General features: G+C 62.3%; 21 protein-coding genes. 9 read left to right on the top strand and 12 right to left on the bottom strand.

The genetic code is table 11. The features are described from left to right. Window positions 1–6: 6 nt before the first annotated feature. From lepB to folK, 7 genes are all read right to left on the bottom strand, one after another. The gene (gene lepB / locus ACE3OO_RS17535; protein ID WP_374304806.1) at window positions 7–798 is read right to left on the bottom strand and encodes a signal peptidase I; all 792 of its coding nucleotides are present in this window, start codon (window positions 796–798) and stop codon (window positions 7–9) included. A gap of 70 nt (window positions 799–868) precedes the next feature. After that, on the bottom strand, window positions 869–1,303 hold the full coding sequence (gene acpS, locus ACE3OO_RS17530; RefSeq protein ID WP_374304804.1) for a holo-ACP synthase: 435 nt from the start codon (window positions 1,301–1,303) through the stop codon (window positions 869–871). 11 nt (window positions 1,304–1,314) lie between these two features. Continuing rightward, the gene (locus ACE3OO_RS17525; RefSeq protein ID WP_374304802.1) at window positions 1,315–2,067 is read right to left on the bottom strand and encodes a pyridoxine 5'-phosphate synthase; all 753 of its coding nucleotides are present in this window, start codon (window positions 2,065–2,067) and stop codon (window positions 1,315–1,317) included. Between the two features lie 17 nt (window positions 2,068–2,084). Next, complete coding sequence (gene pyrE / locus ACE3OO_RS17520) at window positions 2,085–2,672, bottom strand: orotate phosphoribosyltransferase (protein WP_374304801.1); 588 nt, start codon at window positions 2,670–2,672, stop codon at window positions 2,085–2,087. A 23-nt stretch (window positions 2,673–2,695) separates the two neighbouring features. After that, entirely contained in the window at window positions 2,696–4,867 is a 2,172-nt protein-coding gene (locus tag ACE3OO_RS17515) for a bifunctional (p)ppGpp synthetase/guanosine-3',5'-bis(diphosphate) 3'-pyrophosphohydrolase (RefSeq protein ID WP_374304800.1), read from the bottom strand. Window positions 4,868–5,000: 133 nt separating this feature from the next. After that, window positions 5,001–5,387, bottom strand: a complete 387-nt coding sequence (gene rpoZ, locus ACE3OO_RS17510) for a DNA-directed RNA polymerase subunit omega (RefSeq protein ID WP_374304799.1) — start codon at window positions 5,385–5,387, stop codon at window positions 5,001–5,003. Window positions 5,388–5,500: 113 nt separating this feature from the next. Then, the gene (gene folK / locus ACE3OO_RS17505) at window positions 5,501–6,013 is read right to left on the bottom strand and encodes a 2-amino-4-hydroxy-6-hydroxymethyldihydropteridine diphosphokinase (RefSeq protein ID WP_374304797.1); all 513 of its coding nucleotides are present in this window, start codon (window positions 6,011–6,013) and stop codon (window positions 5,501–5,503) included. Between the two features lie 96 nt (window positions 6,014–6,109). Between folK and ACE3OO_RS17500 the strand changes: the two genes are divergently transcribed. Beyond that, window positions 6,110–6,778: an NYN domain-containing protein gene (locus ACE3OO_RS17500; RefSeq protein WP_374304796.1), complete on the top strand. Its 669-nt coding sequence runs from the start codon at window positions 6,110–6,112 to the stop codon at window positions 6,776–6,778. Window positions 6,779–6,798: 20 nt separating this feature from the next. After that, window positions 6,799–7,437 carry a uracil-DNA glycosylase gene (locus ACE3OO_RS17495; RefSeq protein ID WP_374304794.1) on the top strand — a complete coding sequence of 213 codons (639 nt, stop codon included), beginning with the start codon at window positions 6,799–6,801 and terminating at the stop codon, window positions 7,435–7,437. Between the two features lie 24 nt (window positions 7,438–7,461). On the opposite strand, the gene ACE3OO_RS17490 is transcribed toward ACE3OO_RS17495, so the two are convergent. Then, window positions 7,462–9,045, bottom strand: coding sequence for an ABC transporter substrate-binding protein (locus tag ACE3OO_RS17490; protein ID WP_374304792.1), 1,584 nt, complete (start codon window positions 9,043–9,045; stop codon window positions 7,462–7,464). 70 nt (window positions 9,046–9,115) lie between these two features. Between ACE3OO_RS17490 and ACE3OO_RS17485 the strand changes: the two genes are divergently transcribed. Next, window positions 9,116–10,669: a M81 family metallopeptidase gene (locus ACE3OO_RS17485; protein WP_374304791.1), complete on the top strand. Its 1,554-nt coding sequence runs from the start codon at window positions 9,116–9,118 to the stop codon at window positions 10,667–10,669. Between the two features lie 7 nt (window positions 10,670–10,676). On the opposite strand, the gene ACE3OO_RS17480 is transcribed toward ACE3OO_RS17485, so the two are convergent. Genes ACE3OO_RS17480 through dapA form a run of 3 tightly spaced genes read right to left on the bottom strand, consistent with a single transcriptional unit; the run spans window position 10,677 to window position 12,768 of the window. Then, window positions 10,677–11,348: a sulfite oxidase-like oxidoreductase gene (locus ACE3OO_RS17480; RefSeq protein WP_374304790.1), complete on the bottom strand. Its 672-nt coding sequence runs from the start codon at window positions 11,346–11,348 to the stop codon at window positions 10,677–10,679. Window positions 11,349–11,373: 25 nt separating this feature from the next. Next, window positions 11,374–11,841, bottom strand: coding sequence for an SsrA-binding protein SmpB (gene smpB / locus ACE3OO_RS17475; RefSeq protein ID WP_374304789.1), 468 nt, complete (start codon window positions 11,839–11,841; stop codon window positions 11,374–11,376). A gap of 6 nt (window positions 11,842–11,847) precedes the next feature. Continuing rightward, on the bottom strand, window positions 11,848–12,768 hold the full coding sequence (dapA, locus tag ACE3OO_RS17470; protein WP_374304788.1) for a 4-hydroxy-tetrahydrodipicolinate synthase: 921 nt from the start codon (window positions 12,766–12,768) through the stop codon (window positions 11,848–11,850). Window positions 12,769–12,909: 141 nt separating this feature from the next. On the opposite strand from dapA, the gene ACE3OO_RS17465 reads away from it, so the two are divergent. From ACE3OO_RS17465 to pcaF, 5 genes are all read left to right on the top strand, one after another. Continuing rightward, window positions 12,910–15,087, top strand: a complete 2,178-nt coding sequence (locus ACE3OO_RS17465; RefSeq protein WP_374304787.1) for a transglycosylase SLT domain-containing protein — start codon at window positions 12,910–12,912, stop codon at window positions 15,085–15,087. Window positions 15,088–15,091: 4 nt separating this feature from the next. Next, the gene (locus tag ACE3OO_RS17460; protein WP_374304786.1) at window positions 15,092–15,778 is read left to right on the top strand and encodes a haloacid dehalogenase type II; all 687 of its coding nucleotides are present in this window, start codon (window positions 15,092–15,094) and stop codon (window positions 15,776–15,778) included. Then, complete coding sequence (locus tag ACE3OO_RS17455; protein WP_374304784.1) at window positions 15,775–16,641, top strand: alpha/beta fold hydrolase; 867 nt, start codon at window positions 15,775–15,777, stop codon at window positions 16,639–16,641. The genes ACE3OO_RS17460 and ACE3OO_RS17455 overlap by 4 nt, the downstream gene beginning before the upstream one ends. Window positions 16,642–16,711: 70 nt before the next feature. Then, on the top strand, window positions 16,712–17,719 hold the full coding sequence (locus ACE3OO_RS17450; RefSeq protein ID WP_374304783.1) for a threonine/serine dehydratase: 1,008 nt from the start codon (window positions 16,712–16,714) through the stop codon (window positions 17,717–17,719). Between the two features lie 59 nt (window positions 17,720–17,778). Beyond that, window positions 17,779–18,981: a 3-oxoadipyl-CoA thiolase gene (gene pcaF / locus ACE3OO_RS17445; RefSeq protein WP_374304781.1), complete on the top strand. Its 1,203-nt coding sequence runs from the start codon at window positions 17,779–17,781 to the stop codon at window positions 18,979–18,981. 57 nt (window positions 18,982–19,038) lie between these two features. Here pcaF and ACE3OO_RS17440 read toward each other — a convergent pair whose 3' ends face one another. Then, on the bottom strand, window positions 19,039–20,877 hold the full coding sequence (locus ACE3OO_RS17440) for a methyl-accepting chemotaxis protein (protein WP_374304779.1): 1,839 nt from the start codon (window positions 20,875–20,877) through the stop codon (window positions 19,039–19,041). 342 nt (window positions 20,878–21,219) lie between these two features. Between ACE3OO_RS17440 and ACE3OO_RS17435 the strand changes: the two genes are divergently transcribed. After that, window positions 21,220–23,229, top strand: coding sequence for a PhoX family phosphatase (locus ACE3OO_RS17435; protein ID WP_374304778.1), 2,010 nt, complete (start codon window positions 21,220–21,222; stop codon window positions 23,227–23,229). Window positions 23,230–23,335 lie beyond the last annotated feature (106 nt).

The following is a 23,335-nucleotide window of genomic DNA, read 5'->3' as shown; positions in this document are numbered from 1 at the left end:
CCCGCCTCAGTCGATGCCCGTGAACATCCGGTTCCAGCGCAGGGCACTGAACCACGTCCACGGCTTCAACAGCGAGGCCGAGGGCTCAATCGAAATCCAGCGCACATCGGCGCGGCCAATCAGATGATCCGACGGCACATAGCCGACGCCGCCGACCTCAAGCGCCACGCGGCTATCCTGCGAGTTGTCGCGATTGTCGCCCATCATGAAATAATGGCCGGGCGGTACAGTATAGACCCCGGTATTGTCGCTGGAACTGTAGGCATAAAGATCCAGCGTGCGATAGGTGACGGCCGGATTCTTGCCATCGGCCGGCAAGGTCTCTTCCCATTGCTGGTTGCGTTCGACCAGATTGCCGAACCGGTCGCGGCGCTCGAAATCCTCGACGCGCCGGCGCTTCACCGGCTCGCCGTTCAGATACAACACGCCTTCGCGCATCTGGATGCGGTCGCCCGGCAGGCCGATCAGGCGCTTGATGTAGTCAACCGAAGGATCATGCGGCCAGCGAAACACCACGACGTCGCCGCGCTTGGGTTCGGAGCCCAGAATGCGGCCCTCGAAAATCGGCGGGCTGAACAGCAGGGAATACTTGCTGTAGCCATAGGCGTATTTGGAAACGAAGACATAATCGCCAACCAGCAAGGTCGGCAGCATGGATTCCGAGGGGATGTGGAAGGGTTCGTAGGCGACGGTGCGGATGCCCAGCGCGATCAGCACGGCATAAACGAGGGTGCGGAGGCTGTCCCAGAGTTCTCCGCCACGCGTTTTGTGCTTCGCCACCACCTGCTCCCGATCCATATAAATCAATCCCTTAAGGCCATTTTAGCCCCAGCCGGGGCTGCATCAAGCCGGCAACCAGCCAGCAAAGTCAAGCACCCGCTGCCGTCGGCAATCCGGGGGGCAATATCGGCCTTGCCGTGATGATGACAATGGCCTGGGCGAGCGGCGGTTCGTCGGTCAGCGACACATCGATCTGGGCCTCGTGACCGGGCGGCAACAGGCTTTGCAACTGGGCCAGCGCCCCGCCGGTCAGGGCCATGGACGGCTTGCCGCTGCGCAGGTTGACCACGCCCATATCGCGCCAGAACACCCCCTTGCGGAAACCGGTGCCCAACGCCTTGGAGCAAGCCTCCTTGGCCGCGAAACGCTTGGCGTAGGATTCGATGCGGGTGAGTTGACGGCGCTCGGACCGCGCCTTCTCGACCGGCGTGAAGATACGATCGAGGAAACGGTCGCCGAAACGGGCAATGGTCTGCTCGATACGGCGGATATCAATCAGGTCGGAACCGAGGCCGATGATCATCGCATCATCACTCAGGCCGTACGGCCGGTGACGCCGCGGGCGTCATTCATCAGGGCGCGCATGCGCCGGATCGCGCTGTCCAGCCCGCTGAAGATCGCCTCGCCGATCAGGAAATGGCCTATATTGAGTTCGACAATGGTTGGGATTGCCGCTACCGGCATCACCGTATCGAAACTCAGGCCATGGCCGGCATGGCATTCCAGTCCAATGGCATGCGCATGGATGGCGGCCTGCTCGATACGCTGCAATTCGGCGGCCTGCGCCTCGCCACTGGTTTCGCAGTAGCGACCGGTATGCAGTTCAACGACCGGAGCCCCCAACTTTTTTGCAGCATCGAGCTGGCGGACGGATGGTTCGATGAACAGCGATACGCGGATACCCGCTGCCGACAGCCTTTCGATCATCGGCGCCAAGTGATCATACTGACCGGCTGCATCCAGACCACCTTCGGTGGTGCGTTCCTCGCGCCGCTCGGGCACGATGCAGCTCGCATGTGGCTTGTGGCGCAGCGCGATGGCCAGCATTTCTTCGGTGGCAGCCATTTCCAGATTGAGCGGCAGATCGATCTCGGCCATCAACCGGTCGATATCGCTGTCGGAAATATGGCGGCGGTCTTCGCGCAGATGGGCCGTGATGCCATCTGCGCCGGCAGCCGCGGCCTGCTTCGCGGCGCGCACAGGATCGGGATGGTGCCCGCCGCGTGCATTGCGGATGGTGGCAACGTGATCGATGTTGACGCCCAGACGCAGAATCCGCGAAGTCATCACCGCCCTCCTCTCCCTTACGCCAGATTACGCGAGCCGGGCTTGATTGCCGGAATCTTCTGCAGTTCAGGCGGCAGTTCATCCTCGCGATAGGCCGGCACCTTGAAGCCGCAGAGCGAAAACAGCGGCACGCCCAGATCGACCTCACCGTCCGACCGGTCAACGATGCAGGAGGCCGCGACCGTGACGCCGCCATGGGCTGAAATGCAATCGATGCATTCGCGGCTGGACTTTCCGGTGGTGACCACATCTTCCGCCATCAGCACGCGGGCCCCCTTGGGGATATCGAAGCCGCGGCGCAGGGTGAATTTCCCATCCACCCGTTCTGTGAAGATCGACGGCACGCCCAACTGCCGCGCCAGCTCGTAGCCAACAACCACGCCGCCCATGGCCGGCGAACAGACCAGATCGACCGGCTTCGGCCCCAGCTTGGCACGGATCGCGTCGGCCAGCGCCTTGCACAGGGCCTCGGCGCGTTCGGGATGCATCAGCACGCGCGCCGACTGCATATAGACCGGGCTGTGCAGGCCGGAGGTGAGCAGAAAATGGCCTTCCAGCAATGCACCGGACTCCCGGTAATGCCGTAACACGTCCTCGCGATTCATGATCCCCCGTTTCTCCGTACTGGTCAGCCCTTGGCGCGTTCCACCGAGCTGATGCTCGGCGTGGCGCGCAGGGCGGCGATGATGTTGGTCAGGTGTTTCACGTCGCGTACCTCGATATCCACGAACATCTCGAAGAATTCGGGGCTGCGATTGGTGATCTTCAGGTTGGTGATGTTGCCCTTGTGCTTGGCGATAACAGTGGTGACCGCGCTGAGCGCGCCGGTTTCGTTGTTGATCACCAGGCTAACGCGACCGACATGGCCGTGGGCCTTCTCGTTCTCTGTGGGTGCATCCCAGGCCAGATCGAGCCAGCGCTCGGGCTGTTCGGCGAACTGTTCCAGCGCATCGCAATCGATGGTGTGGATCGTCACGCCCTTGCCGGTGGTGACGATGCCGACGATACGGTCACCCGGAAGCGGATGGCAGCATCCGGCGAAATGCATCGCCATCCCGGGGATCAGGCCGCGGATCGGGATGCCGCCACCCTTGCCATGTTCGGCCTTGTGCAGCCTGGGCAGCGGCGGCGCCTTCTCGGCCTCGTCCTGCTTCTGGCCCGGGAAAACGATGTTGAGCACCTGGCGTGCGGTGATGTTGCCCTCGCCGACACCGACAAACACATCGTCGGCCGAGCGCAGCTTCAGCACCTTCACCGCCGGTTCCAGTGCCTTTTCCGAAGCGGTGGCATCATGCTCGCGGAATGCCTTCACCAGAATCGCCTTGCCAAGTTCGTGATACTGGCCGCGCTGCTGCTGGCGAATGAAGCGGTTGATGCAGGATTTGGCACGTCCCGATTTGACAAAATTCAGCCAGGTCGGATTCGGCGCCGGCACTTTCGAACGCAGGATTTCCACCTGATCGCCGTTGCGCAGCACGGTGCGCAGCGGCACGACGCGGCCATTCACCTTGGCGCCAACAGCCGTGTCGCCCACGTCGGAATGCACCGCATAGGCGAAATCGACCACGGTGGCGTCGCGCGGCAGGGCGATCAGGTCGCCTTTGGGCGTGAAGCAGAATACCTGATCCTGGAACATGTTGAGCTTGGTATGCTCAAGGAATTCCTCCGGATCGGAGGTCTGCTCCAAGATTTCCAGCAATTCGCGCAGCCAGCGATATTGCCGCGCTTCCGCCTCAGGCGCGGCCTGGCCGTTATGCTTGTATTGCCAGTGTGCGGCGACGCCGAGATCGGCGATGTCATGCATTTCCTGGGTGCGGATCTGGATTTCGATCCGCTTGTTTTCCGGGCCGATCACCGTGGAATGCAGGCTGCGATAGCCGTTCTGCTTCGGTGTGGAAATATAATCCTTGAAGCGCCCCGGCACCGACGGCCAGGTCTGATGCACCACACCCAGCGCGTGGTAGCAGGCGGCCAGATCCCGTACCACGATGCGGAAGGCCATGATGTCGGAGAGCTGCTCGAACGCGATGTTCTTGCGCTGCATCTTCTCCCAGATCGAGAACGGCCGTTTCTCGCGGCCGGACACCCAGGCATCGATGCCGTTTTCGGCCAGCGTGCGTTTCAGCCGGTCGGCAATGCGATCGACCAAGCTGCCGCCCTCGCTGCGCAACTGATCCAGACGCGCGATGATCGAGGCGCGCGCATCGCCGTTCAATTCGGCGAAGGCCAGATCTTCCAGTTCCTCCTTCAAATCCTGCATGCCGATGCGGTCGGCCAGCGGGACGAAGATTTCCATGGTTTCCTTGGCGATGCGCCGTCGCTTGTCGGGGTCCTTGATGAAATGCAGCGTGCGCATGTTGTGCAGCCGGTCTGCCAGCTTGACCAGCAGCACGCGGATGTCGTTCGACATCGCCAGCAGCAGCTTGCGGAAATTCTCGGCCTGGCGCGTGCGGTCGGACTGCAGCTCGATGCGTGACAGCTTGGTGACGCCATCGACCAGGCGCAGCACATCGCTACCGAAATTCTTCTCGATTTCGTCGGGCGTGGCGACGGTGTCTTCCAGGGTGTCGTGCAGCAGGCCGGTGGCGATCGCCGTGCTGTCGAGCTTCATGCCGGCCAGGATGCCGGCCACCTCGACGGGATGCGAAAAATACGGGTCACCCGAGGCGCGTTTCTGCGCCCCGTGGGCTTTCATGGAGAACACGTAGGCACGGTTCAGCAGGTCCTCGTCCGCCGCGGGATCGTAGGCGAGGACTTTTTCCAATAGCTCAACCTGGCGCATGACACGCGGACGCATCATTCCTGCCCCGTTCTCCGCCTCCGGCAAACGGTTGTACATAAAGAGTAATTTTGATCGAAAAACCGGCGGGGACAAGCCCGCCGGCAGCAGAATTCGGGGAAATCAGCCCTGCAGGAAATGCAAGGCGACCGGATCAGGCCTCGTCGGCTTCGTCGGCGACCTCGGGGCCCTCGTCGCCCTCGGTCTCGTCGATCGACATGCCTTCGGCAAGGTCTTCATTGTCCTGCTGCACGCCGGCCCATTCGCCGGACTGCATCAGGGCCGCCATGTTGTCCTCTTCCGGCTCGTCGACCTCGACATGCTTCTGCATGCCGCCGATCATGCGCTGGCGCAGACCTTCGATATCCACGGTTTCATCGGCGATTTCGCGCAGGGCGACCACCGGATTCTTGTCGTTGTCGCGATCCAGCGTCAGGGAAGCACCCGACGAGATGGCGCGGGCGCGCTGGGCGGCCAGCAGAACCAGCTCGAAACGGTTCGGGATCTTGATGACGCAATCTTCGACGGTGACGCGGGCCATGGTTTACCCTCGGTAAAATCGGCAGCGGAAAGCGGGAGCGCGCTTATTAAGGGCGATTCCCAGCGGTTGCAAGCCCTTATACAAGCAGAAAACAGGCCGGAAACCCAAGAAAATCATTCTAACTTATTGATTTTAATGACATTCGCCTGCCCAATCAGAGCGTCGATAACAACCCCGGAAACAGGATGCCGCCATTCCGGGGCGATTTCCTGCAGGGGCAGCAGCACGAACAGCCGCTCCTGCAGCCGCGGATGCGGAAGGATCAGACCACCGCCCTCGCCGCTGGTGCTCTGGCCGCGGTAATCGATCAGGTCGAGGTCCAGCACCCGGGCCCCCCAGCGGGTCTGGCGCACCCGTCCGAAAGACGCCTCAATGCGATGCAGCAACGCGAGCAGCCCATCCGGCGGCAATGTCGACCCGATTTCCACAACACCGTTGATGAAATCCGGCTGGTCAGAGACCGGCTGCGCCGCCGACTGCCACCATGAGGAGCGTTTCACAATCTGAACACCCTCGCGGGCGAGAAACCGCACGGCGGCCTCAAGTGTTGCGCGTGGCGCGCCATGCACCGCACTCGGGAGATTGGCGCCCAAGGCGACAAAGATGCCGGATCGCTCTGTTGCCATGATTTTATTCTTGCCTTAGGCCTGTCGCCGCCGCACAAAGGATTACATAAAACGTTACGGTCATTGAACCCAAGTCTATACAGCAAGGAATAGATCATGAAGTTCTATACTCAGGAGCGCGTGGCGCTTTTCATTGATGGCGCCAATCTGTATTCCGCCGCCCGCAGCCTCGGTTTCGAAATCGATTACCGCCGCCTGCTCGAGAGCTTCCGCAAGGAATCGCATCTGGTGCGCGCCTTCTACTACACGGCACTGGTCGAGGATCAGGAATATTCGCCGCTGCGGCCGCTGATCGACTGGCTGGATTATAACGGCTTCACCATGGTGACCAAGCCGGCCAAGGAATACACCGATGCCATGGGGCGCCGTAAGGTGAAGGGCAACATGGATATCGAGCTGGCTATCGACGTGATGGAGATGGCGCCGCATATCGACCATGTCGTGCTGTTCTCGGGCGATGGCGATTTCCGCCGCCTGGTCGAAGCCGTGCAGCGCAAGGGCGTACGTGTCAGCGTGGTCAGTTCGACCAAGACCCAACCGCCCATGGTGGCCGACGAACTGCGCCGCCAGGCCGACACCTTCATCGAATTGCAGGATCTGATGCCCAAGATCATGCGCGATCAGACTGCCCGCGATCACTCGCGCACCGCCGGCGTGCATGCCACGTTGCGCACCGGCTCCAGCAGCGCGCCGCCCAGCCCGGCCCAGGCGATGGACGATTTCGACGAGATCGACACGGCCGATCCGCGCAAGCATCTGCGCTAACCGGTTCGTCGCCTGTCGCGATGACTGTTGCTCCTCAGCCGGGCCACAATTGCCCGTTCTGCCCACGTCTGGCTCAGTTCCGCGACGCGAACCGCCAGGCCTATCCGGATTTCTTCAACGGCCCGGTGCCGCCCTGGGGCGACAAAGACCCTGCCCTGCTGGTGGTTGGCCTGGCACCCGGCTTGAAGGGCGCCAATCGCACCGGCCGGCCCTTCACCGGCGATTATGCCGGTGATCTGCTGTATGGCACGCTGATCAAATACGGTTTTGCCAAAGGCGTTTTCCGCGCCGATCCGAATGACGGTCTGCAGCTCGTGCGCTGCCGCATCACCAATGCTGTGAAATGCGTGCCGCCGGAAAACAAGCCGACCCCGGCTGAAACGAAAACCTGCCGCAACAGCTTCCTGGCGCATGAGATCGCGGCGTTGAAGAATCTGAAGGCCATCCTGGCGCTCGGACAGATCGCCCATGTCGCCGTGCTCGATACCTTGAAGGTCAAACGCGCGTCGGCGCCATTCGGCCATGGCTCGGAACACAGGATGCCGAATGGCGTGACGCTGTTTTCCAGCTACCATTGCTCGCGCTACAACACGAATACCGGTCGGTTGACCGAGGCAATGTTTCACGCCGTGTTCGACAGGATCGCCGCCGCCATCTGAACGACGGCGGCAATCCTGTCGGAATCAGGCCTTGGGCTTCAGCATCAAGGCATTGAACCGGCGTTCCGGGCGCGGGGTGATCACCATCTCGCGCTTGCAGGCCATTTCTGCATTGGGATGGAAAACCGGGATAATGGCCTGGGCCTCCATCGACATCTCGATGGCCTGCTGCACAAGCTGTTTGCGCTTGGCCGGATCCATCTCGGTCTGCGCCTTCTCGACCACCGCATCGATGGCTGGATCTGAGAACTTGGTGCGGTTGGCCGTGCCATAACCACCGCCCGGCGTATGGACCAGGACGCGCGGACCGATGGATGCATCCTCCGAGCCGTATTGCGCCATGAAAGCGGAGTATTCCTGCTTGCTGGCCTGGCTGAAGAACACCGTTCCCGGCAGGGCTTCGACATTTACCTGCAAGCCGATGCGCGTCCACGCCTGACCAACCGCCTGAGCGATGTCCTTGTCCTTCGGATAGCGGTCGTTCGTGGCGTGCAGCGTGATCTTGAAGCCATTCTCGTACCCTGCTTCCTTCAGCAGCGCCTTGGCCCGCTCCAGGTCGGCCGCTTCCACTTTCAGTTTCGGGCTGGTGCCCTCGAACCGAGACGGCAGGAATTGCGATGCCGGTACGCCTGATTTGTCCAGAATACGGTCAACGATGAGCTGCCGGTTGATCGCCAGCGACAGAGCCCGGCGCACCCGGCGGTCTTTCAGCGGATTGCCCTTCAGCGGCGGCTGACCATCCTTGGCCGAGACAAACGGACTCTCGTCACGCACGGCATCCATGGCGATATACTGCACGGTCGCCGCCGTGCCGCTGGATACCGTGAAACGCTTGTCCTCGCGGATACGCGGCAGATCAATCGTCGGTATCTCGTCGATGGCATCCAGATCACCGGACAACAGGCCGGCGATACGACCGGCATCGCTCTTGATCACCCGCTCGGTGACGCGCGCCCAGGGCTGTGCCGGCCCCCAGTATAGGGGGTTGCGATCCAGCACCAGATGCTGGCTGTTCACCCATTCCACCACCTTGTAGGGGCCAGTGCCGATGGCGGCCGCACCGGAATTGAAATCTGCAGTGCTCGCGGCGACGAATTTCTTTGAGATGATAAATACACGGGCCAGGTCGTTGGGCAGGCTTGGCGTCGGCGCATCGGTGCGGAAACGGATGCGGTGATCGCCCAGCTTCTCGCTGGATACGATGGCGCGCGTGAAGAACGTAAATGGGTTCGGGCTGTTCGGCACTTTCGGCACACGCTCGAGCGTGGCGATCACATCGTCGGCCGTGAACGGCGAACCATCGTGAAACTTCACGTTCTGCCGCAGTTCGAATTCCCAGGTCAGATTGTCGACACTGCGCCATGCCGTGGCCAGGCCGGGCTGCAGACGCAGTTGTTCGTCGTAGGACAGCAGGGCGTCGAAGATCGTGGAATGCGACGAACCCTGCGGAAAGCCGTTAAAGAAATGCGGATCGAGCGTGTTCAGTTCCAGCTTGGTACCGATCCGCAACTGCGCGGCCGTCTGCGCGAGACCGCACGAGACCATGCCGCCAGTCGTCAGCGCCGCGAAGGTTCCGCCCATAAACAGGCGCCGCGATACAATCATCATCCCCTGAGTCCTTTTCATATGAGTCTGTCCCCGCCATTATTGGGCGTCGCAAGGAGTCGGGTGTCAACACATGATGCGGTCTGAAACCATAACGTCCGGTAATACGTCCCAAAAAGCACCGCGTATCGCGGTCGGTGGCTTCATGCTGGAAAGCAACGGCCATGCGCCGATTTCGACCCGCGAGGAATTCATCGCCAACGTACTGCTGGAGGGCGATGCCTTGCTTGCCGACCTGGCCGGCGCCAACCCACGCAGTCCAACGACGCTAACCGGGTTCACGGCTGCCATGAACGCCAGCGGCCCATGGGAATGCCTGCCGTTGATCATGGCTGCTGTAGGCGCTTCCGGTCCGGTTGATCAGCCGTTTTTCGAATGGGTGATCGAACGCCTGCGCCTGCACCTGCGCAACGCCGGCCCACTGGACGGGGTTTTCCTCTCGCAGCATGGCGCTGCAACCGCAACAGGCGATATCGACCCTGACGGCACCGTCTTTCGCGCGGTGCGCGAGATTGTTGGGCCCGATGTGCCCATCGTCGCCACCCTGGACCTGCATGCCAATGTCAGCCAAGCCATGGTGGATGCTGCCGACATACTGGTCGCGTATCGTTGCAACCCGCATACCGACATGCCGGATCGCGGCGCGGATTGCGCCCGCCATCTGCGCGCTATCCTGGCCGGCATGAAGCCCCATTCCACCTTCGTCAAGCTGCCGTTTATCCCGCCCTCGACCAGCCAGAACACCAAATCGGGCCCCTATGCCGATGTGATTGCCTATGGCCAATCGCAGGTCAAAGACGGTGTGATCGATGTTTCGGTATCTTCGGGCTTCACTTTGGGCGACACGCCGAAGAATGGCATGTCTGTGATCGCCACTGCGACCGATCCTGCCCGGGCGAAAGCCGTGGCACGAGACGTCGCGGCTTATGCCTGGTCGCAGCGGCAGCGCTTCATCACCCGCCTCACCCCGCTGCAGGATGCCACGGCAATGGCGCTGGCCTGCGGTCGAGAGGCTGGCCGGCCAGCCCTCTTGTTTGCCGATGTGGCGGATAATCCCGGCGGAGGCGGTCGCGGCAATACGTCCTACATTCTCGCCGCGTTCCACAAGGCCGGCGTCACCGGCTGCGCCATCGGTCCGGTCTACGATCCGGAACTGGCTGCCGAAGCGCATCGACTGGGTCTGGGCGCAGAATTCGAGGCACGCTTCAACCGCAGCGAGACGACCACTTTCTCCGAAGCCTTCACGGCCCCAGGCAAAGTCGTCGCGCTCAGCGATGGCATTTTTGTCGGCCGCCGCGGCATGGCGGCAGGTCGCACGCTGAATATCGGCCGATCAGCCGTGGTCGCGGTTGGTGGCATCCAGGTGGTGGTGACCACAATCCGGCATCAGGCGCTGGATCCGATGTATTTCGAGACTTTCGGGATCGATATCGCAAAGCTGCGCTGCCTGGTGGTGAAGTCGCGCGGCCATTTCCGTGCCGCCTTCGACGAATTCTTCCCTGACGACCGCATCATCGAGGTGGACGTACCCGGGCTGACCACCCCGGTTTTACAAAATGTGCCATGGCGGCAGGTGCCACGGCCGATCTATCCGCTGGATCCGGATATGGAATGGTCACCGGCTTGAGCCGGGATCAACCGTAGCGCTCTTCCTTCCAGGGATCGCCGGTATTGTGATATCCGCGCACTTCCCAATAGCCGGGTGCGTCGCGGTCGAGGAAGGCGATATGCTTGATCCATTTCGCCGACTTCCAGAAATAGAATTTCGGCATAACGATACGCACCGGTCCGCCATGCTCGCGGGTCAGCGGCGATCCTTCCCAGGAATGGGCCAGCAGCACATCGGAAGCAGCAAACATTTCCAGCGTCACGTTGGTGGCATAGCCGTCGTAGGACTGGAAAACGATATGGTGCGCATCGGCATGCGGCTTCACCAGTTTGAGGAAATCGCTGGCCAGAACGCCGGTCCACCGGTTGTCATACCGCGACCAGGCGGTGACGCAGTGGATATCGGATACGGTGTCGGTCTGCGGCAGATCGAGGAAGTCGTTCCAGGTCAGCCTGACCGGGTTCTGCACCAGTCCGCCGACGCTGAGTTGCCAGCGGTCGAGCAGGATATTGGGCTGCACGCCGAGATCGAGCACCGGCCAGTCGCGCACCAGGCGCTGTCCCGGCGGCAGGCGACGCTGGTTCGACGCGGAGGTTTCTCCGGTCAGCAGCCTGCCGTCTTTCGCCCATTGCTGCTTCGAGGCGATCAGCTTGTCCTTGATCTGGCCGATCAGGCCCGGCTTGTAGTCATCGCTCATCGCCACCTCCCGAAGGGTTACGCGATCATTCCCGGCCCTTGCTGCGCATCAGCCGCTGTTTCTCGCGGTTCCAGTCGCGGGTTTTCTCGGTCTCGCGCTTGTCGTGCAGCTTCTTGCCGCGGGCCAGCGCGATCTTGACCTTGGCCCGACCGCGCTCGTTGAAATATATGCTCAGAGGAACCAAAGTCACGCCGCCGCGCTTTAACGCGCCGATCAGCTTGTCGATTTCCTTCTGCTTGAGCAGCAGTTTGCGCGGCCGGCGCGGCTCATGGTTGAAGCGGTTGGCGCCGGCATATTCCGGGATATGCGAGTTCACCAGCCAGATCTCGCCGCCCTGCTCGGCGGCATAGGCATCCTGGATGCTGGCGCGGCCGCCGCGCAGACCTTTCACCTCGGAGCCGACCAGCACGATGCCGGCATCGAAGGTTTCGTCCAGATGATAATCAAAACGCGCACGGCGGTTATCGGCCACCGTGCGCGGTTGCTGGGCCATGAAAACTTACTTCTTCTTTTTCTTCGCGGCAGACTTGCCCGACTTCTGCTTCGGGCCGGTGAGGCCGAGCTGTTTGACCAGCGCCTTCACCCGGTCGGTGGTCGCCTTGCTGGGCGGCACCATCGGCAGGCGCAGTTCAGCCGTGCAGATGCCCAGCAGCTCGGCAGCGTATTTCACCGGGCCCGGGCTGGTTTCGGCGAACAGGGCATTGTGCAACGGCATCAGCTTTTCCTGGATCGCCAGGGCCTTGGCATGGTCACCGGCCAGGCTGGCTTCCTGCATCTGCGACACCAGCTTCGGCGCGATATTGCCGGTCACCGAAATGCAGCCGGTGCCGCCATGGGCGTTGAAGGCCAGCGCCGAGGCATCGTCGCCATCAAGCTGGCAGAATTTCGGGCCCGAGGCGATGCGCTGCTTCAGCGGCCGGACCAGGTCGCCGGTGGCATCCTTCACACCCTTGATGCGCGGCAGCTTGGACAAGGCAGCCATGGTCTCGACCGACATGTCGATCACGCAACGCGGCGGGATGTTGTAGATGAAGATCGGAATCTTCGTCGCGTCGTGGATCGCCTTGTAATGGGCATACAGGCCGGCCTGGGTCGGCTTGTTGTAATATGGCGTCACGACCAAGGCAGCATCGGCGCCGGCTTCCTGCGCATGTTTGGTCAACTCGATCGCCTCATCGGTCGAGTTCGAGCCAGTGCCGGCCATCACGGGCACACGGCCATGGGCGGCTTCGATGCAGATCTCCACCACGCGCTTGTGCTCGTCATGGCTCAGCGTGGGCGACTCGCCGGTGGTGCCGACCGGCACCAGGCCATGCGTGCCCTGGGCAATCTGCCATTCGACGAAATCGCCGAACGCTTTCTCGTCCACCTTCCCCTTACGGAACGGGGTGATCAGTGCGACGAACGAGCCCTTGAACATGGTGGTTCCTTTACCTTTGCACGTTACGAAACGGATAAGCTGCGACCTTACCCGCGCCGGCAGGCTCCATCAAGGGCAAGCCGCGCTTTTGCCGGGGCCCGCAGCCTGTTATCATGTCTTTGGATTTCCGAAAGATTCGCCGTGCCGCAGCATTGTATCGATTGTCCCTCCCGCCGCTGGCGCCGGCCGTTCGGCCTGGCCCTGCTGGGTGGGCTTGTATTCGGCTGGATCACCCCCTGGGCCGTTCCGGCAACCGCCCGCCAGCCCACGCCTGAAACCAAGCCCTCCGTCGAGCTGGCCTCGGCATCGGCCACAGCCCCGCTGCCAGCCAGCAAACCCCGCCGCGGCACGCCGCCTGCCAGGCCAGAGCAGACCCAACTGCCGGCACAGCAGGCCCTGCTAAACGCCACCGACCGCGAGATCGGCCGGAAGGCCATGCAGGAGGCCGAGGCCGGCCGTTTCGATGCCGCGCGGCGCATTGCCGCCGCCGCCCGCGATCCACTGATCCCGCAACTGGTGCGCTGGCTGTGGTTGCAGAAAACCAATAGCGGCGCGTCTTTCGAGGAAATCGCCAATTTCATCGACAGCAAGCCGGACTGGCCCGCCCGCGAGGCATTGCTGCGCCGTGCGGAGGAAGCCATGAACGGCGCCACCGGCGACGGCCGCATCATTGCCTGGTTCGATGCCCACCCGCCGGAGACCGGCCTCGGTCTGCTGCGGCTGGGCGAGGCCTTGCTGCGGCTGGGCCGCGAGGCCGAAGCCTTCCCGGTGATGCGCCGGGCCTGGATGGACGGCAATCTGGCCCTGCGCGACGAAAAGACCCTATGGGCCGAGTTCGGCCCGCGCTTCTCCGATGCCGACAATGCCGCCCGCACCGACCGGCTGCTGTGGGACGGCAATATCGAGGCGGCACGGCGCATGTTGCCGCGACTGGATGCCGACACGCGCCGGCTGGCGGAAACCCGCATCGCGCTGGCCAATAACGTCGCCGGTGCCGAGAAGCTGGAGGCCGGCTTGCCCGCGCATCTGCGCGAGGATGGCGGGCTGGCCTATGACCGCCTGCGCTGGCAGCGCAAGCGCGGCATGGACGATGGCGTGGAGGCCCTGCTGTACAACGCGCCCGACGATCTTGGCCGGGCCGAGAAATGGTGGGTCGAACGCCATCTCCGCGCCCGCAAGGCGATGACCGAGGGCCGTATCTCGGAAGCCTATCGCCTGGCCGCCGGCCACGGCCTGAAAGGCGGCAGCGCCCTGGCCGAAGCCGAATGGCTCGCCGGCTGGATCGCCCTCCGCCTGCTGCAGGAACCGCAATCGGCGCTCAAGCATTTCGCCAAACTGCAGGACAGCGTGCGCTATCCGGTCAGCCTGTCGCGCGCCGGCTACTGGCTGGGCCGCACGCATGAGGCGCTGGGCGATGCCGACCAGGCGCGGCGCGCCTATGCCGAAGCCGCCCAGCACAGCACCACCTTCTATGGCCAGCTTGCCGCCCATGCCCTCGATCCGAATGCACCACTGGACCTTCCGGAGGCAACCCAGCCCAGCAGCGAAGCCACCCGGCATTTCGAACGCCGCGAAGTGGTGCGAGCGGCGCGCATCCTGGTCGAACTGGATCAGGAGGATCGTCTGCGGCCCTTCATTCTGCGCCTCGTGCATACGGCCAATACGCCCGAGGAACACAAACTGGTGGCACAACTGGCACGCAATCTCCGTCGCGTCGATCTTGCCGTGACGGCCACCAAGCGCTCGGCGCGGCAGAATGTCATTCTGGTGCGGGAAAGTTTCCCTCTCGTGGAGCCGATGCTGCATGTGCACGAACCGGAAACCGCCCTGGTGCTGGCGCTTTCGCGACAGGAAAGCGAATTCAACCAGTTCGCAATTTCGCCGGCCGGAGCGCGTGGCCTGATGCAGTTGATGCCGTCCACGGCCCAGGGTGTGGCGAAAGAGATCAAAGCGGGGTACCAGCCCGCCAGCCTGACCAATGATGCCAGCTACAACGTCAGGCTCGGTGCGCATTATCTGAACGGCCTGTTGCAGAACTGGAACAACAATTACGTATTGGCGCTGGCGGCATACAATGCCGGCGAGGGCCGGGTGCGCCGCTGGATCCGTGACTGGGGAGATCCGCGCCTGCCCCACGTGGATGTGATCGACTGGATCGAGCTGATCCCGTTTTCGGAGACCCGCAACTATGTGCAGCGGGTGCTGGAAGGCGTTCAGATCTATCGCGCCCTGCTGGGCAACAAGCCGGCGAATCTGGAGCGCATGTATGTCGACATGCGCGGTATGCCGCGACAGGCCTGCAGCGGCGACGGCTGTTGAAACCATGCTCCCGCCCGGCACGATCAAGGCCTGTTTCTTCGATGCCTATGGCACGCTGTTCGATGTGAATGCCGCAGCCCGCGCCCTGGCCGGCGAACTCGGTGCAGAGTGGCAGCCGCTGGCCGAAACCTGGCGCGCCAAACAACTGAATTATTCCTGGCTGCGCAGCCTGATGGGCGGGGCCCATGCCGATTTCTGGCAGGTGACGGCCGATGCGCTCGATTTCGCCCTGGATGAGCGCAAGCTGAACCGGCCAGATCTGCGCCAGCGCCTGCTCGACCTCTATTACAATCTGGCCTGCTTTCCCGAAGTGCCGGAGATGTTGCGCCGCCTGAAACAGGCCGGCCTGATCACCGGCATACTCTCGAATGGCGCTCCCGCCATGCTGCAAGCGGCCTGCACCTCTTCCGGGATTGCCGGTCTGATCGATCATTGCATCTCGGTGGAAGAGGTCGGCATCTACAAACCCGATCCACGGATTTACCGCCTGGTGACCGACCGCTTGCATCTGCCGGCCTCCGCCATTGCCTTCCACAGCAGCAACGGCTGGGACATCCACGCCGGCAAACGCGCTGGCTTCTATGCCATCTGGATCAACCGCGCGAACCAGCCGGCCGAACGCCTCCCCAACCCGCCCGATGTGATGCTAACCAGCCTCAGCGATGTGCCGGCCGTTCTCGGGGTTACATGACCTCTGACGGATTCACCGAGCATTACTTCCATGCGCAGGATGATCTGCGCCTGTATTACCGTGTTTATGGCGACCGCCATTCGGCACGCGCCGCCCTGCTCTGCCTGCCGGGCCTGACCCGCAACGCAAAGGATTTTCACGACTTCGCCCTGCAACAGTCGGCCAGCCGGCGCGTGATCTGTTTCGACTTCCGCGGCCGCGGTCGTTCAGCCTACGATCCGAACCCAGCCAATTATCAACCGTCTGTGTACTTGAGCGACCTGCAGCATCTGCTCGCCGTCACTCATCTGCACCGGGTAATTGTTCTGGGCACCTCGATGGGAGGCATCATGGCTATGGCAATGGCCGCCGCGATGCCGACCGCACTGGCCGGTGTGATCCTCAACGATGTCGGGCCGGATGTCAGCGAAGCCGGCCGGCAGCGCATTGCGGGCTATATCGGCAATCCGATCCATGCGCCCGATTACGAAACCGCCATGGCCATCCTACAGAAAACCTATGCGCCGGCCTATCCGAAACTTGGCCATGATGCCTGGATGAGGATTGCGCGAGCCACCTTCACCGAAGATCGAACGCACGCCGGCCTGCGCCTGGATTACGACCTGAACATCGCCATAGCCCTGCGGGAACAAGCCAAGCAGCCACTGCCCGATCTCTGGCCATTGTTTCGTGGGCTGCATCATGTGCCCGTGCTGGCCCTGCGCGGCGCGTTGTCGGATATCCTGACCGCCGAAACCCTGATCCGCATGAAGCGGGAACATGCCGGGATGACCGCGATAACCATACCGGATGTCGGCCATGTGCCACAACTGGATGAACCTGAAGCAGCCGCGGCCATCGATGCATACCTGGCCGGGTTATAGAGAGCCCGGACTGTGAAGCCTGCACAGGCTCGTGCTATAAACCGGTCCTGCCCGTTTGGAGATATTTATCATGAACGCCCCCGCCAAACTGCCGCCCCTGCCCACCGTGGCGGATGTCGAAAACGCCGCGAAATGTCTTCGCGGCATCGCTGTACAGACTCCCTTGCTGGAGAACCGTTTCCTGAATGAAAGGCTGGGCGGGCGACTTCTGATCAAGGCCGAGCCGTTGCAGGTGACCGGCTCATTCAAGTTCCGTGGCGCCTATAACCGGATCAGCCGGCTGGATGCCGAAGAGCGCAAGCGTGGGATCGTCGCTTTCTCTTCAGGCAACCACGCCCAGGCCGCAGCCTGGGCCGCGCGCCTGTGCGGCACACCGGCGGTGATCGTCATGCCTAGCGATGCGCCGGCGATCAAGATCGCGAATACACGCGCCTATGGCGCCGAAGTGGTGCTGTACGACCGCTACAAGGAAGACCGCGAAGCCATCGGCCGCCGCTATTGTGACGAGCGCGGCATGACCCTCGTGCCGCCCTTCAATGATCCATTCATTATCTCGGGCCAAGGCACCATCGGCCTGGAAATCGCGGCGCAATGCGCCGAACGCGATATCGTTCCTGATGCCGTGCTGGCGCCCGCCTCGGGCGGCGGTCTGATTTCCGGCATCGCACTGGCGATCAAGGATCGCCTGCCCGGCACCGAAGTCTATTGCGCCGAGCCTGACCAGTTCGACGACATCGACCTTTCCCTCAAGGCCGGCAAGATCGTCAGCCATGCCGGCAAAGGCAATACCTTCTGCGACGCCCTGATGGCCCCGCATCCCGGTGACATTACCTTCGGCGTCATGAGCGACAACCTGAATGGCGCCGTTTCGGCCACCGATGCCGAAGTGGAGACCGCGATTGCCACGGCATTCCATTACTTCAAGCTGGTGGTTGAACCCGGCGGTGCCGCGGCGCTCGCCAGCGTTCTGAACGGCAAGGTGCCGTGCGCTAACCGCACGGTGGTTGCCGTCGCATCCGGCGGAAATATTGACTCGTCGCTCTACTCCGCCATCATCAGCCGCACCCCGCCGGTCTGATTCCGATCAGCCGGTGGCGGCTTTGTTCCACTCGGCCGAGAGACCCTAGGGAGAGACATATGACCGAGGCATTTATTTGCGACGCTATCCGTACGCCTGTTGGCCGCTATGGCGGCGCCCTGTCGAGCGTGCGCGCCGACGATCTGGGCGCTGTGCCGATCAAGGCCCTGATGCAGCGGAATCCATCCATCGATTGGGACGCCGTCGACGACGTGATCTTCGGCTGTGCCAATCAGGCTGGCGAAGACAACCGCAACGTGGCCCGCATGGCCCTGCTGCTGGCCGGCCTGCCTGAAAAAGTTCCCGGCGCCACGGTAAACCGTTTATGCGGTTCCGGCCTCGAGGCCGCCGGCAGCGCCGCGCGCGGCATCAAGACCGGCGAGCTTGAACTCGTCATCGCGGGTGGTGTGGAAAGCATGAGCCGCGCGCCCTTCGTTATGGCCAAAGCGGAAAACGCTTTCTCGCGCACCGTCGAAATCCATGACACGACCATCGGTTGGCGCTTCGTCAACAAGCTGATGAAGCAGAAGCATGGCGTCGACTCCATGCCCGAAACAGCCGAAAATGTTGCCGAGCAGTTTCATATCAGCCGTGCCGACCAGGATGCCTTTGCCCTGCGCAGCCAGCAACGTGCGCTGAACGCGATCAAGCTGGGCCTGTTTGAGGCCGAGATCACTCCGGTAACCATTCCGAGCCGCAAGGGTGATCCGGTGGTGGTGGATCGCGACGAACATCCGCGCGATACATCGATCGAAGCATTGGCCAAGCTGCCGACGCCGTTCCGCCAGGGCGGGACTGTCACTGCGGGTAATGCGTCTGGTGTGAACGATGGCGCGGCCGCTCTGATCATCGCATCGGAATCCGCGGCCAAGAAACATGGCCTGACGCCGCGTGGCCGCATCGTCGCCACAGCTGCGGCTGGTGTGCCGCCGCGCATCATGGGCATTGGCCCGGTGCCCGCCACCGAAAAGGTGCTGGCAAAGGCTGGCCTGAGCATCCGCGACATGGATGTGATCGAGCTGAACGAGGCATTCGCCGCACAGGCCCTGGCCGTGCTGCGCGAACTGAAAGTCCCCGATGACGCCACCTATGTTAATCCGAATGGCGGCGCGATCGCCATCGGCCATCCCCTGGGCATGAGCGGCGCGCGGCTGATCACCACGGCCCTGAATCATCTGGAACGGACCGGAGGCCGCTATGGCCTTTGCACCATGTGCATCGGTGTCGGCCAGGGCATCGCGATGGTGATCGAGCGGGTCTGACCGGACCGCCAGCCGGAAAATCAAAGAGCGGGTTTTTGGCCCGCTCTTTTTTTTGCCTCAGATCTTGTAGCCGATGCGGAAGCCGCCCCAGTGCCGGCCCTGAATGATGATCGGGGCGGACATGTCCTTCATCAGGACAAATACCCCGCCGCCCATGTCGCGGCGATAGCATTGCAATAGATAGGGCTTCTCGTTTCGGCCACAGGCCAGGCCGACCGGATCATTGAAGATGCGCCGATTGCGCGCGTTGGCGGCATTCCATACCGGATCGCTGCCCTGGGGCTGGCAGTATTTCAGGTTATGCGTGGGCAGGAACCCGTTGCGGTCGACCGCGGCGCAGAAAGCGATCGAGGCATTGGATTCCAGCAGCGGTTCCTGGATCTTTGGCAGATGCGTGTCGGTGAACTTCACAAACCGCGTCATGAATTGCTGCGGATTGGTGCCCTTGATCGGTGCGTAATTCTCATCGAAGAAATCCTCGATGCTCATCTCGCCGCGCCGGATGGCATCCTCGAAGATGGCGCTGATCTCGGCCGCCCCCTGCTTGGCCGCCATCAGGAACGGCCGGTCCGCCGTGGTGGTGACAAAACCGATCTGGGTCGCCAGATTGGCCACCTGCTGGTCAATATCCTGAATCGCAGCCCCGGTGCGCTGCACCACGGAAAGATAGCCGCGCGTGGCTGCGTTCATGTCGGTGATCGCATGGGTCACGCCGTTCACGCGGTTCGACTGGTCGGTACTGGCCTGCTCGATCTCGCCGAGTTGCTGGCCCATCGAATCAATCGCCTCGACGATGCGGTTCAACACGGTGCCCGTTTCACTCACCAGCGTCACGCCGGATTTCACCTTGTCGTCGGACTGCTTGATGATGGCGCCAATATCCTTCGACGCATTGGCCGAACGCTGGGCCAGGGCGCGCACTTCCTGCGCCACCACAGCGAAGCCCTTGCCGGCCTCACCGGCACGGGCCGCCTCAACCGAAGCATTCAATGCCAGCAGGTTCGTCTGGAAGGCGATTTCATTGATCAATGACGTGATTTCCGAGATGCGATGCGACATCTCGGCCATCTCATTCATCGCATCGATCGAACGGCGCACCACCTGCACGCCGCTCTGGGCTGCTGCCCGTGCTTCGTCGGCACGCTGGTTGGCGCGCTTGGCGGCAGCCTCGTTGGCGCGCGCAGCCTCACTCAGGGAAGCGGCATCGGCGGCCGTCCGGTCAAGGCTGGTGGATTGCGATTCCGCACTTTCCGCCAGACCTTTTGCTTCACGGGTCAGTTGCACGGTGGCGGCAGAAATCGTATTTGCGGCCTGCACAATGGTGCCGATCACATTCCCCAGGCGCTCGATGGCCTGCTGAACACCTTCGCGCATCACCGCGAAATCGCCGCCGCGATGGTTCGGGATGCCTTCGGATAGGTTCCCCTCCGCCATCCGGGAGAACAAATCCTTCAGATCACCAACCACTGAATCCAGGGTTCCGGCCATGGTATTGAAATGCTCGGCCAGACGGTGCGCCGCCTCTTCGCCATCATGCTCAGAGACACGCTGATGCAAAACGCCGTTGCCCATCGCCCCGCAGAGTTCGGCCATTTCATCAAGCACGGCCGTATCCGCCTGCCGAACCCGTACGAGGTCGCCCTCAAGCTCCGCGATCCGCCGCTCCAGAGCCTGCCGACGCGCCTCGCCCTCCCGCCAGAGCCCCGCGAGATGCCGGATCTGTTCTGGTGCCTCGTCGCCGGCCGCCGATTTAGGCCAATTCTGCAGCAAGCTGAGGAGGTGCGACTGCCCGGCCGCAACCGACGCGGTCAGCGCGGCACCGATCAGCAGAACTGCAATGGCTGCCACTATGCCGTATTGCGCGCCAGCCATGCCGCTCTGGCTAACGCTCCACATCCATCCGGACGCCAAAACCAGCAATGCCAAAATTGCCAATCCCAGCCGCAATCCAAGGGGCAGATTGGTCAGAACGCGCATATTTCCTCCCCATATCATCCGTACTCTGCGCGATTTGTTTTTATGTTGTTTCGATCACACCGCGCTATTTGAGATTAACGCAAACCCGGGTGGCTTGTGGAAGAGAGGGTTTCCAACTTTCTCGTCCATTGCACACGACTTTAGTCGAAAACACCCGTGCAAACTGTACCACAAGTTGCGGAATTTGTTTCATCATCCCGTCATATAACGGCGCTACCCATCCTGCATCGGACGAACCAGATCCGAGGCCAGGAGATTGCCATGACCCGCCCCACCTTCGACGGCCGCAGCCGCAGTGAAGCTTTTGAAGATTCCCAGAATATCGGCATCAATCAGAGCCCCAATCCGACCATCGATGAGGTGGTGCAGCAGCGTTATGGCCGCCGCGACGTACTGAAGGGCCTGCTGGCCGGCAGTGCGGCCGGCATTGCCCTGACCGCAGGTCTGCCCCTGAGCGCCCCGGCTTCGGCCCAGGCCATGCCGCGCTTCACCTTCACCGAAATTGCCCATGGCGCAGACGAGCGCCATCATGTCGCTCCCGGCTACGATGCCGATATCCTGATCCGCTGGGGCGATCCGGTCACGGCCGATGCGCCGGCCTTAAATGTGCGGGCACAGACCGCAGCCGCCCAGGCCAAGCAGTTCGGCTATAATAACGATTTCATCGGTTATTTGCCGCTGCCGCTGGGCAGCCGGAATTCCGACCGCGGCCTGCTGTTCGTCAATCACGAATATACCAGTGAAGAGGTGATGTTCCCCGGCATCGGCCGGCAGGACAGCAAGGACAAGCTGTTCAAGGACATGACGCGCAGCCTGGTCGAGATCGAGATGGCGGCCCATGGCGCCAGCGTGATCGAGATTCAGAAAAATGCAGACGGGAAATGGGGCCTGGTTGGCGGCAGCCTCTATGCCCGCCGCATCGATGGCCTGAGCAGCATTTGCGAACTGACCGGGCCCGCCGCCGGTCATGCGCGGATGAAAACCAAGGCCGATCCGACCGGTCGCCGTGTGATCGGCACGCTCAATAACTGCGCCGGCGGCCTGACGCCGTGGGGCACGGTGCTGACGGCGGAAGAGAATTTCCACGGCTATTTCTGGGGCAAGCTGGAAGCCGGTCATCCGGAAGAACGCAACTACAAGCGCTACGAGGTTCCGGGCAACTGGTACAACTGGGGCCAGCACTTCGATCGTTTTGACGTCGTCAAGGAACCGAACGAGGCCAACCGTTTCGGCTGGATGGTCGAGGTTGATCCTTACGATCCCAAATCGGTGCCGAAAAAGCGGACCGCTCTGGGCCGTTTCAAGCATGAGGGGGCCGCCGTCGTGCTGAATAGCGATGGCCGCGTCGTGCTGTATTCCAGCGATGATGAGCGGTTTGAATATGTCTACAAATTCGTGACCGCCAAGCGGTTCAATCCGAATGACCGCAAGGCAAATTTCAACTTGCTGGATGAGGGCACGCTCTATGTCGCCCGCTATAATGCCGATGGTTCAGTCGACTGGATGCCGCTGGTGCATGGCCATGGTCCACTGACGGCGGCCAACGGCTTCAACAGCCAGGCAGATATCCTGATCGAAACGCGCCGCGCAGCCGACCTGCTGGGCGCCACCAAGATGGACCGCCCGGAAGATATCGAGGCGCATCCCAGCAACGGCCGGGTCTATGTAATGCTCACCAACAACAGCCGTCGCAAGGCTGATCAGCTCGACGCTGCCAACCCGCGCGCCTCGAACGAATGGGGCCAGGTGGTCGAGATGGTGGTGAGCAACGGCGACCATGCTGCCGCCAAATGCCAGTGGTCGCTGCTGCTGCAGGCCGGCGATCCGGCCGATCCGAAGGTTGGCGGCAAGTTCCATGCGGCCACCAGCAAGAATGGCTGGTTCGCCTGCCCTGACAATGCCGCGATCGATCCGCAGGGCCGGCTCTGGATCACCACCGATCAGGGTGAAGCCTGGCAGAAGGCCAGCGGCACGGCCGACGGCGTCTGGGCGGTGGAGACCGAAGGGCCGAACCGCGGCCTGTCGAAGATGTTCTTCCGCGTGCCGGTTGGCGCCGAGATGTGTGGTCCCTGTTTCACACCGGACGGGAAGACCTTTTTTGTTGCAGTGCAGCATCCGGCGACCGATGGCGGTGAAAAATTCACCAAAAGCGGCAAGGGCTCGACTTTCGAGGATCCCGCGACCCGCTGGCCCGACTTCCAGCCTGACATGCCGCCACGGCCGTCCGTTGTCGTGATCACGAAAAAGGACGGCGGGCTGATCGGCGCATAATGCTTCCTGTCACCGGACCGGCCGGGGCCAGTCCGGCGGCCTATACAGGGTAACCCGAGGCCGATATAACCGCGTCTGCCCGCCGTACGGGAATATCCCGCATATC

Origin of the sequence: Ferrovibrio sp., assembly GCF_041906005.1 — a bacterium.
In the GTDB taxonomy this organism is placed as follows: domain Bacteria; phylum Pseudomonadota; class Alphaproteobacteria; order Ferrovibrionales; family Ferrovibrionaceae; genus Ferrovibrio.
Note: the sequence above shows the minus strand (reverse complement) of the source record. Positions and strands in the feature narration are given on the sequence as shown.